This is a genomic window from Acinetobacter towneri DSM 14962 = CIP 107472 (assembly GCF_000368785.1).
Taxonomy (GTDB): Bacteria; Pseudomonadota; Gammaproteobacteria; order Pseudomonadales; family Moraxellaceae; genus Acinetobacter; species Acinetobacter towneri.
Genome location: NZ_KB849688.1, coordinates 386,551 through 401,291, shown reverse-complemented (window position 1 = coordinate 401,291; position 14,741 = coordinate 386,551). Strand labels below are relative to the sequence as shown.

The 14,741-nt window shown below is 41.2% G+C and carries 14 protein-coding genes and 3 tRNA genes; 8 read left to right on the top strand and 9 right to left on the bottom strand.

Annotated features, from left to right (window positions below; translation table 11 throughout):
* Positions 1-130 precede the first annotated feature (130 nt).
* Positions 131-613, top strand: a complete 483-nt coding sequence (locus F947_RS03440) for a hypothetical protein (protein WP_004972162.1) — start codon at positions 131-133, stop codon at positions 611-613.
* Between the two features lie 125 nt (positions 614-738).
* Here the strand turns inward: F947_RS03440 and F947_RS03435 are convergent, their stop codons facing one another.
* Together F947_RS03435 and yhbY are read right to left on the bottom strand one after the other, a co-directional pair.
* Positions 739-1,278 (bottom strand): DOMON-like domain-containing protein, encoded by a 540-nt coding sequence (locus F947_RS03435; RefSeq protein WP_004972160.1) that lies wholly within the window; start codon positions 1,276-1,278, stop codon positions 739-741.
* A 6-nt stretch (positions 1,279-1,284) separates the two neighbouring features.
* Positions 1,285-1,608: a ribosome assembly RNA-binding protein YhbY gene (yhbY, locus tag F947_RS03430; protein WP_004972158.1), complete on the bottom strand. Its 324-nt coding sequence runs from the start codon at positions 1,606-1,608 to the stop codon at positions 1,285-1,287.
* A 297-nt stretch (positions 1,609-1,905) separates the two neighbouring features.
* Here yhbY and rlmE point away from each other — a divergent pair, with 297 nt between their 5' ends.
* The 4 genes from rlmE (at position 1,906) to F947_RS03410 (ending at position 6,018) form a co-directional block, all read left to right on the top strand.
* A complete protein-coding gene (gene rlmE / locus F947_RS03425) occupies positions 1,906-2,556 on the top strand; it encodes a 23S rRNA (uridine(2552)-2'-O)-methyltransferase RlmE (protein ID WP_004972157.1) in 651 nt (216 codons plus the stop codon).
* Positions 2,557-2,692: 136 nt separating this feature from the next.
* Entirely contained in the window at positions 2,693-4,582 is a 1,890-nt protein-coding gene (gene ftsH / locus F947_RS03420; protein WP_004972155.1) for an ATP-dependent zinc metalloprotease FtsH, read from the top strand.
* A gap of 176 nt (positions 4,583-4,758) precedes the next feature.
* Positions 4,759-5,613: a dihydropteroate synthase gene (gene folP, locus F947_RS03415; RefSeq protein ID WP_004972153.1), complete on the top strand. Its 855-nt coding sequence runs from the start codon at positions 4,759-4,761 to the stop codon at positions 5,611-5,613.
* A 90-nt stretch (positions 5,614-5,703) separates the two neighbouring features.
* A complete protein-coding gene (locus tag F947_RS03410) occupies positions 5,704-6,018 on the top strand; it encodes a DUF5713 family protein (protein ID WP_004972150.1) in 315 nt (104 codons plus the stop codon).
* 4 nt (positions 6,019-6,022) lie between these two features.
* Here F947_RS03410 and F947_RS03405 read toward each other — a convergent pair whose 3' ends face one another.
* A complete protein-coding gene (locus tag F947_RS03405) occupies positions 6,023-6,469 on the bottom strand; it encodes a hypothetical protein (protein WP_004972147.1) in 447 nt (148 codons plus the stop codon).
* 119 nt (positions 6,470-6,588) lie between these two features.
* Positions 6,589-6,674: transfer RNA gene (locus tag F947_RS03400), tRNA-Leu, on the bottom strand.
* A 209-nt stretch (positions 6,675-6,883) separates the two neighbouring features.
* Between F947_RS03400 and F947_RS03395 the strand changes: the two genes are divergently transcribed.
* Entirely contained in the window at positions 6,884-8,656 is a 1,773-nt protein-coding gene (locus tag F947_RS03395) for an alkaline phosphatase D family protein (RefSeq protein WP_004972146.1), read from the top strand.
* A 73-nt stretch (positions 8,657-8,729) separates the two neighbouring features.
* Here F947_RS03395 and F947_RS03390 read toward each other — a convergent pair whose 3' ends face one another.
* From F947_RS03390 to F947_RS03380, 3 genes are all read right to left on the bottom strand, one after another.
* Positions 8,730-9,461, bottom strand: a complete 732-nt coding sequence (locus F947_RS03390; RefSeq protein WP_004972144.1) for a hypothetical protein — start codon at positions 9,459-9,461, stop codon at positions 8,730-8,732.
* 109 nt (positions 9,462-9,570) lie between these two features.
* Positions 9,571-9,656 (bottom strand) — tRNA-Leu (locus F947_RS03385).
* A 15-nt stretch (positions 9,657-9,671) separates the two neighbouring features.
* A tRNA-Cys gene (locus F947_RS03380) sits at positions 9,672-9,745 on the bottom strand.
* Between the two features lie 152 nt (positions 9,746-9,897).
* Here F947_RS03380 and folD point away from each other — a divergent pair.
* Entirely contained in the window at positions 9,898-10,746 is an 849-nt protein-coding gene (gene folD / locus F947_RS03375; protein WP_004972142.1) for a bifunctional methylenetetrahydrofolate dehydrogenase/methenyltetrahydrofolate cyclohydrolase FolD, read from the top strand.
* Between the two features lie 375 nt (positions 10,747-11,121).
* A complete protein-coding gene (locus F947_RS03370; RefSeq protein ID WP_004972140.1) occupies positions 11,122-11,790 on the top strand; it encodes a class I SAM-dependent methyltransferase in 669 nt (222 codons plus the stop codon).
* 39 nt (positions 11,791-11,829) lie between these two features.
* Here the strand turns inward: F947_RS03370 and F947_RS03365 are convergent, their stop codons facing one another.
* On the bottom strand, positions 11,830-12,264 hold the full coding sequence (locus tag F947_RS03365) for a hypothetical protein (protein WP_026438295.1): 435 nt from the start codon (positions 12,262-12,264) through the stop codon (positions 11,830-11,832).
* Positions 12,265-12,558: 294 nt separating this feature from the next.
* Positions 12,559-14,388: a phosphoenolpyruvate carboxykinase (GTP) gene (locus F947_RS03360; RefSeq protein WP_004972137.1), complete on the bottom strand. Its 1,830-nt coding sequence runs from the start codon at positions 14,386-14,388 to the stop codon at positions 12,559-12,561.
* Between the last annotated feature and the right edge of the window lie 353 nt (positions 14,389-14,741).

Sequence of the window (14,741 nt, the reverse complement as noted above, 5' to 3'; positions counted from 1 at the left end):
TGCTAGGTTTATGTTTTAGCGTGTAGTCCAAATGTAAGCAATCTACGATTGTTAGACAATCCAAAACCCATTTTAGTCTAAATTGCCTTATGCTTAATTTATAAACAACAACGACCTTGGGTAAAAGCGAATGACTGAACAAGATAAATCAGCCACTGAACCACAAAACAGTGCAATCAAAGCAGTAAGTGAAGGCGCTGAAAAGCTTGAAAAAGTAACGCATGATGCCAAAGAGCAGGTGCTTGATGTGGTTGCAGAAACGCAAGAAAAACTTCAAGCCGAAGCAAAACAACTCAATGCCAGCGTGCAAGAGCAATTGGGTCAGTTAAAGCAAGATGTGTTGCAAAAAATTGAAGCTTTAAAAGCACAATTTGGCAGTTCACCTAAAGATTTGGGCGAATTAAAAGACTTTGTAAAAACTGAATTTAGCGCAATTATTGAAGATCTTTCTAAACTTGGTAAAGAGTTGAAAGAAGATGTCAGCAGCATTTCAGTGAAACACAAAGACCAATTGGCTGAAACGTTTAAGCGTTCTAAAGAGCACACACTAGAAGCGTGGAAAAAAGTAAATCCATCAAAAACTGAAACTAATGATGAAACTGATCAAGCATAATCCAGTTTAATCTGTTGCTGATTCAGCCATAAAAAAAAGTGAGGTCATGCGCCTCACTTTTTTATTTAAATTTCTTGCTCAAACCAAAAACTAGTTGTTTCAATCTAAACTACTATTAATCACAGTTAGAACTGATGTAGCCAATCGCGCTTATTGTGAAAATCGGCGGCAGGGCTGCTGTGTTGCATGGCATAAAACTGCTCGCCCTGACTGGTTTTTAATACAGCTGTGAGCCCAATAAACAAATCTGTCCATTTCAGTTTATGTTTCAGTATAAATTCGGTTAAATCCAAACTGACATTTAAACCGTAATGCGTACGTTTTAGCTGATTCAACTCAATATCATAAGCGGCCACAGGTGGCATTTGCTCAGGATAACGATATTCTTCAAAGGCATAGGCTTGCCAAGCTTGAGAAGGGGAGAGATTGATTTCACGATAAAAATCTTCGCCCTTAACGCCAATGAAAATTTCAAAGCAGGTCTGTTCCCACAAAAAGTCATGACGTGGATGTGAAGTCACCAATGCAGGCCATTCGACCCACTGATTCGGATCACGCAGCCAATAACCTACATTTAAGCTAAACGGACTTTGTTGTTCAATTGCACCGACCAAAGAAATCGCTTGAAACTGACGATCAAAGGCGCTGAGTTCGTAACTTGCCATATAAGCTTAGTTAGACAAATGAGCGTGACGAACTAAATTTGACAACTTGGCATTTTGTTTTGCTGCTTTTTTATAAAGCAAAGCAATTTTACCAATTGTTTGTACCACTTCAGAACCTGTTGCTGCAGCAATTTCAGTAATTACAGCTGCACGTACTTCACGGTCTTCACCACCAATTTTAACTTTAATCAATTCGTGATCGTTTAAAGCACGGTTGGTTTCTTCAATTACATTTTCAGTCAAACCTTGACCGCCAACCATCACTACAGGGTTAAGTGCATGACCAATTTGACGTAAACGCTTGCGTTCCTGAATAGAGAGAGCCGCCATAAAGATAACCTAATTTTAAAAACGGCTTAGTATAACAAAAGCCAATTTGAAACGCTGTAAATTCTATGCAAATAATCCGCGAACATGCAGCAGTGCAAAAATATCAAAATCGAACATTTGCTTAGGTTTATCCATTAGTGATGAGAGAGGTTTTTTATGCCACAGTACAGAAATAAGCTATGGATTTAATAGAAAAAACTTGTTAGTTATTGGCATTTAGATACAGATGTCTACTGCAAGCTTGCTAATTTTCACGTACAATCGCAATTTAGATGGCTATTCGTTACTAAGAGAGTTATGGCAACACGCATTACCAACCAAAAGTTATCCAAAAGTAGTCGTGCGTGGATGAGAGAGCACCTAGATGATCCCTTTGTGAAAAGAGCGCAAAAAGAAGGGTATCGTGCACGTGCTGCATACAAACTACTTGAGATTCAAGAAAAATATAAACTGATCAAACCGGGCATGACGGTGGTGGACTTAGGTGCAGCACCGGGTAGTTGGTCGCAAATCGCAGGGAAACTTGTCGGCGACAAAGGTTTGGTGATCGCTTCCGATATTTTGGAAATGGACGCACTACCAGATGTGACCTTTTTACAAGGTGACTTCCGCGAAGAAGAAGTTTTCGAAAAATTGTTAAATATTTTAAACGGACGCACGGTAGACGTTGTAATTTCCGATATGGCCCCCAATACATCAGGTAATAAAGCTGTAGATCAACCGCGTCAAATTTACTTATGTGAGTTGGCTCTCGATTTTGCCAATCGCGTATTGGGACCTAATGGTCAGTTTGTGGTCAAAGTGTTCCAAGGTTCGGGATTTGACGAATTTCGTAAACAGGTCGTGGACAGTTTTGATGTGTTAAAGACAGCAAAACCCGCTGCTTCACGCGCGCGTTCCAAAGAAGTATTCCTTATTGGACAAGGACGTAAAAAAGCGTCTAAATAAAGTTTACTTGCCAAGCCGTTAAAAATTGTGCATTTTGTACGTTTTTAATGAATTGTCTAGCTGATCTTCAGCTTTTTGAATGAAAGGTCACCCAGTAACGGGCATGATCAAATTAGATTGATATGGGAATAAAGCTTTGAGCGATCTCTTCAAGAATGCCGTATTGTGGCTGATTATACTTGGTGTGCTGATTCTAATTTTCAGCAACATCAATAACAGTGAAAAGCCAACTGCAATGAACTATTCAGAGTTCGTTACAGCGGTGAATGCTGGTCAAATTAAGCAAGTCACAATTGATGGCGAAAGAATTAGTGGCGAAAAAGTCAACGGCTCGTCCTTTGAAAGCATTCGTCCAGCAGTTCAAGACCCTGAACTGATGCCGAATCTGATTAAAAACAACGTTGTTGTTGAAGGTACTGCACCTCAACGTCAAGGTTTGTTAATGCAACTATTGATCGCAAGTTTCCCTGTACTTTTAATCATTTTGTTATTCATGTTCTTTATGCGCAACATGGGTGGCGGTGCAGGTGGTAAAAACGGCCCGATGAGCTTTGGTAAATCTAAAGCCAAAATGTTGTCTGAAGACCAAATTAAAGTCACATTTGCCGATGTAGCAGGTTGTGACGAAGCAAAACAAGAAGTGGTTGAAATTGTAGATTTCTTAAAAGACCCTGCTAAATTCAAGCGTTTAGGTGCAACTATTCCTAAAGGTGTGTTGATGGTAGGTCCACCGGGTACAGGTAAAACCTTATTGGCGAAAGCCATTGCAGGCGAAGCCAAAGTTCCATTCTTCAGCATTTCTGGTTCTGACTTCGTTGAAATGTTCGTGGGTGTAGGTGCTTCTCGTGTTCGTGATATGTTTGAGCAAGCTAAACGCCATGCACCATGTATCATCTTTATTGATGAGATTGATGCGGTAGGTCGTCACCGTGGTTCAGGTACAGGTGGTGGTCACGATGAACGTGAGCAAACACTTAACCAAATGCTTGTTGAAATGGATGGTTTTGAAGGCAATGAAGGCATTATTGTTATCGCTGCGACAAACCGTGCCGATGTACTGGATAAAGCTTTATTGCGTCCAGGTCGTTTTGACCGTCAAGTAATGGTTGGCTTGCCAGACATTAAAGGTCGTGAGCAAATTCTGAATGTTCACTTGAAAAAACTGCCTTCAGTTACAGGTGTAGATGTCAAAGTCTTGGCACGTGGTACACCAGGCTTCTCTGGTGCGCAATTGGCGAACCTTGTGAATGAAGCTGCATTGTTTGCTGCCCGTCGTAATAAAAATACGGTGGATATGCACGACTTTGAAGATGCTAAAGATAAGTTGTATATGGGCCCTGAACGTAAGTCGATGGTGCTGCGTGAAGAAGAACGTCGTGCAACGGCTTATCATGAAGCAGGTCATGCGATTGTTGCTGAAATGCTGCCGGGTACAGACCCTGTGCATAAAGTGACGATTATGCCGCGTGGTTGGGCATTGGGTGTGACATGGCAATTGCCTGAACATGACCAAACTAGCCATTATAAAGACAAAATGCTGAACGACTTGTCTATCTTGTTTGGTGGTCGTATTGCAGAAGAAGTCTTTATTAATCAAATGTCGACAGGTGCATCGAATGACTTTGAGCGTGCGACTAAATTAGCACGTGCGATGGTGACCAAATACGGTATGTCTGACAAGTTAGGCGTAATGGTCTATGAAGACGATACACAACAATCATTCATGGGTAGTTTAGGCAGCCGTACCATTTCTGAAGCCACCCAGCAACAAGTGGATGCTGAAGTTCGTCGTATTATTGATGAGCAATATAAAGTTGCCCGCGATATTTTGGAAAATAACCAAGACATTGCCCACGCAATGGTAAAAGCATTGTTGGAATGGGAAACCATTGATCGTGACCAAATCCGTGACATTATGGAAGGTCGTGAGCCACAGCCACCGAAGGTGTATATTGCAGACAATCCTGTGATTGATGTAACACCAACCGATGGTCCAAGCACACCGCCACCATTACCAGCGAGCTAATCAGCTCACATGATGTTAAAAAAGAGTCTTTGTATAAAGGCTCTTTTTTTATTCGTGTGGTTTATGTGCAGTTGTGACCGGAATATTAGGGTCTGTTGACGCTCATCGAAAAGAATTCCACATCTTTAAAATTAGCCTTGTTAAAATAAGCTTTTCAAATTGAAAGGAAGACCAGCATGCAGCTAATGCCATTACCCAAACGTGTATTGCAATGTGGACGTTTGCGTTTAGATTTATCTCAGCCGCATGTGATGGGAATTCTAAATGTGACACCAGACTCGTTTAGTGATGGTGGGCGACATAATGAAAAAGATGCTGCTGTGGCGCGTGCTTTGGAAATGATGGCAGAAGGTGCAACCGTGATTGATATTGGCGGCGAATCAACACGTCCAGGAGCTAGTCCTGTGAGTGTAGAAGAAGAAATTCGTCGTGTGGTTCCTGTGGTAGAAGCCTTATCTGCTTATGATGTGGTACTTTCGATTGATACGTCACAGCCCGAAGTGATTCGTGCTGCCGTAGCTGCAGGGGCGCATATCTGGAATGATGTACGTGCGCTGACCCGCCCCAATGCGTTGCACACAGCCGCTGAGTTAAATATCCCCGTGATTATTATGCACATGCGTGGTGAACCGACCACCATGAACAATTTAGATCAATATGATGATGTCACTGCAGATGTGATTGCAGAATTGCAGCAACGTGTCGCTGATGCTTTGGCGGTAGGGGTCAAGCCTGAAAATATCATGATTGATCCAGGTTTTGGTTTTGCGAAAAATGCACAACAGAATCTGAAATTGTTAAATGAGTTGCATCAACTTAATGGTATGGGGTATCCAATTTTATCGGCATTGTCCCGTAAACGCTTTATTGGTGAAGCTTTGGGTGGGGCAGAGCCAACACAGCGTGCAGTTGGTTCTGTAGCGGCACATTTACTCAGTATTCAGCAAGGTGCTTGTATGGTGCGTGCGCATGATGTGAAAGCCATGTCTGACGCCATTAAAGTCTGGCAAGCAATGCAGTTGGCAAATTAATCGCAGTATGCAAATTGGGGCGAAGCTAGAATTAAAGCCTTGCTTATGCTATATAGGCACGCTTGAATCTCTGTATTTTTGAGTGCTTGTATGTTTGCAGATTTACTTCTCCCGATGTTTGATGATGAGTTTTATCCTGATATTTTAGTTGCTGAGTTAAAACAACTGATTCAACAGTTTGCAAAACACGTGTCTAAATCCAATTTATCTGAAACCGATATTTATCATTTTGCAGATCAGACCGTGCAAGCCATTAATAAAATGAAACCACAATTTAAAGATCTGGATTCAGATTTGGACGATACCGCAGCAGATTATATTGCTGAGGCGATGATGATGGTGCTGCAAGATCAAGGCTATTTCGAGATTGAAATGGAAGAGTTGATTGCAACGAGAGAGTGGTGATAGGTCACTCTCTTTCAGCTTTAATATATGGGTGATTCAATAAATCATCTAAAACATCATCCAAATGGCAACTTTGCTGTGTATGTAGTTCTGCAATTTCCCGAACATTCAACGTATATAGCCCATTATGTTCATTCGGCTGTGCAATTAAATTGACCCAAAACTTTGTATTTTGTTGCAGCAAAGTTTTGAGTTGCTTTTCTTCTTCAGGATTTTGGAAATTTAATAAATATAAATTGTTGCCTAAGCTGCAACGACGTAATTGTAATTCTTGATTTTTATATTGCAATGTTCCTGCAAAAACATCATAAAATTCTGCATCAGTTTCAATTGGGTTTACGGATTCGGTTGCTGACTCAAGGCTGGGATTTTGTGCATGGCTTGCAAAACTGAGCAAGCAGCATAAACAGATCACCCATTTGAAAGAGAAGATAAAGCGTTGTAGAGACATTTCAAATCATCGGAACATAAGTGTTATCGTTTTCAATATTATATTTTTTAGGCATAAAAAAACCAGCTTAATGCTGGAGTTCTTTATTTGCACCATTTGAATGATTTGATTCATTAAAATGGTGCCCGAGGCCAGACTCGAACTGGCACGCTTTGAGGGCGGGGGATTTTAAATCCCCTGTGTCTACCGATTTCACCACTCGGGCATGTGCGCAATAATAGAGGACGAAATAAATCTTGGCAAGTAAATTTATTTACAATTGCTTTCTTTTCAATCAATTCAACTTATTAGCTTGAAAAAAGTTCGGTTTGCAGTATATTTCTGCTGTTTGTCATCAATATTTCATGAATTTGAGATCAAAGCGAAATCATAAATTTCTATGTTGAGCGCTCAAGAAAAATAAAAGGAATATTCATGAACATTCGCTTAACTCGCCGAGAGCTGATTCAAAAAAGTTTGGCTGGTTTTGGGGCGTTGTCATTGCCAGTCGCATTAACTGCATGTGGTGATGACAATGAAAATACAGCAGAAAATGCATTAAAGGTGCAGTTTTTGCATGGTGTCGCCAGTGGTGATCCGCTGCATGATCGTATCATTTTATGGACACGTGTAACGCCAAGTGACATGGCAGCATGCATTGAAGTGGTTTGGGAAATTGCCAGCGATGAGGCGTTTAAGCAATTGGTAAATACTGGCAAAGTACAAACCAGCGCAGCGCAAGATTTTACTGTTAAAGTGGACGCAGATCGTTTACAGGCAGGGACTAAATATTATTACCGTTTCCGCTTTGGTAATACGGTTTCTGCTATAGGACAGACCAAAACCTTGCCACAACGCAGCGATCAAGTGAAATTTGCGGTCTGTTCTTGCTCAAACTATCCCGCAGGTTATTTTCATGTGTATAAAGAAATGGCACAGGAAAACAATCTGGATGTGATTATTCACTTGGGTGATTATATTTATGAATATGGACAAGGTGGCTACGCGACTGACGATGCAAAACAGTTAGGACGTACCTTTGCTGCAGACAATGATAAAGAAATTATCAAGTTAGATGATTATCGTAAACGTTATGCTTTATATCGTACCGATGCTGATTTGCAGACTGCTCACCAACGCCATCCATTTATTGTCATTTGGGATGACCATGAACTCAGTAATGATACTTGGGAAGCGGGTGCAGATAATCATCAAGAAGGTGAAGGCAGCTTTATAGAACGTAAAATTGCGGCATTACAGGCTTATTTCGAGTGGATGCCAATTCGTCCAGTTGCAGAAAATGATCATTTGAATATTTATCGCCAGTTTGATTTTGGTGGTTTGGTGAATTTGATGATGCTGGATACGCGTATTTTGGCGCGTCATAAGCAATTAGATTATGCTAACTATATGACGGCAGAAGGTATTGATGCTGCTAAATTTCAGGCAGATTTATTTAGTGATCAACGCACATTGATGGGTGGAGTTCAACGAGAATGGTTGCAAAAGCAGTTGGGGCAGTCTAAGGCTACTTGGAATGTTTTGGCTCAACAAGTGTTGATGGCGAAAATACTGATTCCACAAGAGCTGTTATTGCTTTTAGAACAAGTGACCAGTGGCAATGCTACTGTAGAAACGCTTGCACAGATTAAACAAAAAATTGCTGATTTACTCACACTGAAAATGCGTTTAAAAGCTGGTGATCCTACGCTATCAGCAATGGATAAAGCACGTTTGAGTACAGTTGCACCCTATAACTTAGATGCCTGGGATGGTTATGCCTACGAGCGCGAAGTTGTGTATGGTACCTTGCAACAGTTAGGCAAAAAAGCGGTAGTGTTGGCGGGTGATACGCATAATGCTTGGGCATCCAGCTTACATCCACAAAATAGCAATCATGTGGTTGGGGTAGAGCTTGCGACCAGTTCCGTATCATCGCCAGGAATTGAGTATTACTTAAATGTGCCTGCAGCGGAAATGGTAGAGTTAGAGAATGCCTTTAAATTGCTGATTGATGAGTTGGATTATTGCAACTTAAATCAGCGTGGTTATTTAACGGTGACTTTTGATCGTGCGCAAGTGGTTGCCGATTGGAAGTTTGTGGATACGGTGAAGGCACGTGAATATAAAATAGATTCAACACGTAGTCATCAAATGACCTACGATGTTCAATTGAATCCAATCATCGATGTTGCAAAATCGGCCTAAATTTATATGTTCTAAAAACCGAGCTCAAGTTGCTCGGTTTTTTTATAGATAAGTTGGATGAAAGAGATGATTTTTAATCCAGTTTATCTTGAATATAACTGTCTAAATCAATGTATTTAATACTTTTACATAAGGCTTGCTCAGCCTGCATAATCTGTTGATGTAACTGAATTGCATGTTGATATTGCTGATTCAATTGGGCAAAACGAGGGCTATTTTTATTGGAAAAATACATCCGATATTGAATTTTAGCAGCTTGACGATATGACCAATACGCAGCACGGCGAAATTGCGTTAAGCAATATTTTTGTTCAAGGCTTATGTGGTCACGGAACATATTCTCTTTATAGAAACGTACAAAACCAAAACTGATGCAGAAAAAGAATAAAATCCCTTGCAGAATTGCACTCTGAAAATAGGCGAAATTTACCGCTTGTAGCAGAATCAATACTGCTATTTTTATGGTGGCATGTTGCTGTAGTTGATACCACGATGCCGAACTGTGTTTAATTTGATACAACACATAAGGTAGAAGCAGCATAAAACCTAACATGATGGCTAAAATCGCCAATGCCTTGGCTTGAAAGGCATCGTACTGCGGTGCAAAGTTTTGAATCCCGTGCGCCAGACTGATTGAAATAGGAATAAAAATCAGGCAGGCCAAGACCCATGGAATCATTTCTTTCCAATCATCCAGCATGCCTTTGCTTTGAATAAAACCATAAAACAAAATATTTCTTTTAAATGCAGCAGGGTATTGTTGTTGCAATTGCTGCAAATCAAGAAGCGCTTGTTTAGGGTTCATAGAGGCATCATTGAATATTGAATAAAGAGGGGAAAACCTAAAATTTAGGCATAAAAAAACCAGCTTAATGCTGGGTTCTTTATTTGGACCATTTTAATCTATTTTAAAATGGTGCCCGAGGCCAGACTCGAACTGGCACGCTTTGAGGGCGGGGGATTTTAAATCCCCTGTGTCTACCGATTTCACCACTCGGGCATAGTTTTACAAGATTGGAGGCGGAGGTCGGAATCGAACCGGCGTCCACGGAGTTGCAGTCCGCTGCATGACCACTCTGCCACCCCGCCGCGTCTTGTGATGCGTATATTAGCAAGCTCTGAAAAAAAAACAATACTATTAAATGAGCAGATGCACATTAATTCGACATATAGAATAAAATAGTCTAAATAATCATGTATTATTTGCAAAATTGATTCATATCAACATTTGGAGATGTGCCGTGGCATTAATTTTAGACGGTCGTGCATTGGCAAAACAAATTGAAGCTGATCTGTTAACACGTGTAGAAGCGTTAAAAGCAAAATCAGGTCGTACCCCAATTCTAGCGACTATTTTGGTCGGTGATGACGGTGCATCTGCAACTTATGTACGCATGAAGGGCAATGCTTGCCGTCGTGTGGGCATGGATTCTTTAAAAGTAGAATTGCCAACAGAAACCACCACAGAACAATTATTGGCAGAAATTGAAAAATTGAATGCCAATCCTGATGTGCATGGTATTTTGTTGCAACACCCAGTTCCTGCGCAAATTGATGAGCGTGCTTGTTTTGATGCGATTTCACTTGCAAAAGACGTAGATGGTGTGACCTGTTTAGGTTATGGTCGTATGGCAATGGGCGAAGCTGCATATGGTTCTGCAACACCTGCAGGCATTATGACCATTCTTAAAGAAAAAAACATTGAAATTGCAGGCAAACATGCCGTTGTTGTGGGGCGTTCGGCAATTTTAGGTAAACCAATGGCTGCGATGCTTCTTGAAGCCAATGCAACAGTAACCATTTGCCATTCACGTACCCAAGATCTTGCAAGTTTTGTGAAACAAGCGGACATTATTGTTGGTGCGGTTGGTAAAGCTGAATTGATTCAAAAAGACTGGATCAAACCAGGCGCTGTGGTTGTTGATGCAGGCTTCCATCCACGTGATGGCGGTGGTGTTGGTGATATCCAATTGCAAGGCATTGAAGAGATTGCTTCTGCATATACGCCTGTACCAGGTGGCGTTGGCCCAATGACCATTACAACTTTGATTCGTCAAACGGTTGAAGCGGCTGAGAAAGCGTTAGGTTGATGAAGACCTCTCCCTAACCCTCTCTTGCGCTTCAATTTAAAAGCAGTGCTTTAAATTTTGCTCAGGAGAGGGGAAATTCATTGTGAAAATAATGGATGCTCCTTCTCTTGCGCCGTATACGGCTCAGGGAGAAGGCTGGGATGAGGGCTTAAAAATTCTGTCCCTAACTCTCCTAAAAAAGAGTGGGGAATTCATTAGATCTCTTGCGAAAGTATCGTTTTACCTAGGTATTGAATTAGCTAAAACCTTATAAAATGTAGCTTTGGGCTGTTTAAATTTTGACTAACGCAAGAAGTCTATTGTAAAAATAATGAATGCTCCCTCTCCTTTAAAAAAGCAGAGGGAACTTTTTAAATTAGAACGAATAAAAATCCAATGAGCTGTACCTTTCAATTTCCTAAAGCCCCTGAACATCTTTTAGATGCTTTACATGATGTAATTCCAAATTGTGAATTACTGGCACAGCAATTGCCTGAAACGCCTATTTCACTTTGGCTTATTCCACCAGTATTTCCTACCGACAAGCTAGATGATGAAGTGATTCGTCGTATTTGGAATGATACGCCGTACTGGATTTTCTGTTGGGCTTCAGGACTTGCAATGGCGCAATGGTTATTGGCAGAACCGCAGCAAGTAAAAAATAAAGTCGTTTTAGACTTTGGTGCAGGTTCGGGCGTGGTGGCGATTGCTGCAAAAATGGCAGGTGCCAAACGGGTAATTTGTTGTGATATTGACCCCATTAGCCTTGCAGCCTGTCGAGCCAATGCTGAATTGAATGATGTGGTGCTTGAATATTTAGATGATCTATACAAAGCAGAACAAGTGGATGTATTGTTGGCTGCCGATGTACTTTATGATCAATGCAATCGCTTTTTTTTAGATGAGTTCTTAAAGTTCGCCCCAGAAGTTTGGGTGGCAGACAGCCGAGTGAAAAACTTTAGTCATCCACAATATATAAAAATAGATGAACGCAGCGCGACCACATGGCCAGATTTGGATGAAGCCAAAGAGTTCCGTAATGTGAGTTTTTATAAGACGCGATAACTCATCACGTCTTATAGGAAGCCAGTTTTGTGGCGCGAATTAATTGCAGCTATAACGCACAATGCGCAGTGTGCTTGGGCGAGCATCTAAGGCCTGACGTGTAGCATAGTTTTCACTGCTATGTAGCTCAGGTGTGTTCGATAAGCCAATAGAGGTGCGGCTTTGCCCAAGTTGGCGACCATACGGGTCTTGTTGGTTGGCTGCAGGATTCACCACTTCATTAATACTTAAAATCCGCAATTGATAAGTTTTATGCGCACCAAGTTCTTTTTGGCAGGCACGCTGTAATTTACTTTCATCGCGCTGTTGGTTTTGACGTCCTGCAAGCGTATAAGCCAATACGGCAGTGCGATCAGTTTTGCTTTCGACTTTATAGCCAACAAAACTATTCTCGTTTTGCTCTGGCAAACTTTGACAAGCGGATAAACCTAACCCAAGTCCCGTCATAGCCAAAATAATCATTGTATTCTTCATGGTTTTGTTCATGATCATGTCCCATGTTTTTGATGTCATTTCATTCTTGTTTTAAGTATGCCATAGCTGAGAGGACAAAGCATGGCTTTGTTGGCGGTGTAGCAGGCTGTCTATATTTGAGCTGATAAGCGTGTGCTTGTGATGTCATGTTTTTACCTTGAATCTTCGTATTATTTAGTATTTACACATCAGGTGGGATTGTTGAAGAGCGGATTTCGGTGCTTTTAACACATAAAATATTAGGGCAATAAAAAAGGTCACCGAAGTGACCTTTTTTTAGTCATCAGCGTTGAATTACGCAGACTTAACCGCTTCAAGTAAAGCAGCTTGACGTGCTTTCAATGCAGCAGGTAAGCGCTCACCAAGTTTGTTGAATAACTCAGTGTGGCTTTCTAACTCTTTGATCCATTGTTCTTTGTCTTGCGCTGTTACAGTTTCAAATTGCTCTTTAGAGAAATCTAAACCAGTCCAGTTCAATTGCTCATACGTTGGAACAAAACCAATTGGAGTTTCAACAGCTTCTGCACGACCTTCGCAACGATCAATGATCCACTCAAGTACACGCATGTTTTGACCAAAACCAGGCCATACGAAGTTGCCTTCTGCATCACGACGGAACCAGTTTACGTTGTAAATACCTGGTAATTTGTTGCCTGCAGCTTTTGCTTTTTCGCCAACTTTCTCACCCATTTCTAACCAGTGAGAGAAGTAGTCTGCCATGTTGTAACCAGCAAATGGAAGCATTGCAAATGGGTCGCGGCGTACAATACCTTGTTGACCAACGGCTGCTGCAGTAGTTTCAGAACCCATCGTTGCAGCTTTATATACGCCATCTACCCAGTCAAATGCTTCTGAAATTAGAGGCACTGTGTCTGCACGACGACCACCGAAGATGAACGCTGAAATTGGAACACCTGCTGGATTTTCCCAGTCAGCATCAATAGAAGGACATTGACCTGCTGCAACAGTGAAGCGCGCATTTGGATGAGCTGCTTTTTCTGCGCCAGTGTGTGGTTGACCTTTCCAGTTGGTTAGGTTTGCAGGAACTTCTTTAGATAGACCTTCCCACCATACTTCGCCGTTGTCAGTCACAGCAACGTTGGTATAAATCACGTCTTTGTGCAGAGTTGCCATACAGTTCGGGTTAGTCTTGGTGTTTGTACCAGGAGCAACACCGAAGAAACCAGCTTCTGGGTTAATTGCATATAAGCGACCATCTTCACCTGGTTTGATCCAAGCAATATCGTCACCTACAGTTTCAATTTTCCAGCCTTCGTAACCTGCAGGTGGAATTAACATCGCAAAGTTGGTTTTACCACATGCAGAAGGGAATGCTGCAGCGATGTAGTGTTTTTCGCCTTGTGGATTGGTCACGCCTAAAATAAGCATGTGTTCTGCTAACCAGCCTTGTTCACGGCCCATTGCAGAAGCAATACGAAGCGCTAAGCATTTTTTACCCAATAATGCGTTACCGCCGTAACCAGAACCATACGACCAGATTTCACGAGTTTCTGGATAATGTACAATGTATTTTTCTTTGTTACATGGCCAAGCAACGTCTTTTTCGCCTTCAGCCAATGGTGCGCCCACAGTGTGTACGCAAGGAACAAATTCGCCATCTGTGCCCAATACGTCATAAACAGCTTTACCCATACGAGCCATTTTAGACATGCTGACAGCAACATAAGGAGAGTCAGTTAATTCAATACCGATGTGAGCAATGTGGCTACCTAATGGGCCCATAGAGAATGGAACCACATACATGGTACGACCAGCCATTGAACCGTCGAATAAACCGTTTAATTTAGCGCGCATTTCAGCTGGCGCTTCCCAGTTGTTCGTCGCACCAGCATCTTCTTTGTTTTCAGAGCAGATGTAAGTACGGTCTTCAACACGAGCAACGTCAGAAGGATCTGAATTTGCAAGGTACGAACCAGGGTGTTTTTCTTGGTTTAATGCTTGCATGGTGCCGTTAGCGATCATCAAGTCGATTAGACGTTGATATTCTTCTGCGCTACCGTCACACCATTCAATTTTTGCTGGTTTCGTTAACTTTGCAATTTCTTCAACCCATGCAATAAGCTTAGGGTGACGAACGAATTCTGGTGCGTTCACTTGGGTCATGGTGAGGCCTATCTTAAATGTGTACAAATCGTGTACAAAGTACAATCTGAACGATGGGGTACATGGTTCAGATGAAATATGAAAAAAAAGTGGCTGTATTAAAGCACAAAAACATAAAAAAAATAAGACATAGGCTTGATTTAGCTTTATGTGAAAAATACCCATATAAATAATGAATAACATATATGAAACATGGGCTTACAACTTTTTTGTGTTCCATTTATCATTATTTAAAAAAATTATGGGCATTATTTATTTTAATTATTTTTAATTAAAACATGTACTTATATCTTAAATTTTATAAAGAATGATTATTGATTTAATGAATGGTCGTCATTCGATTTTTACATAAA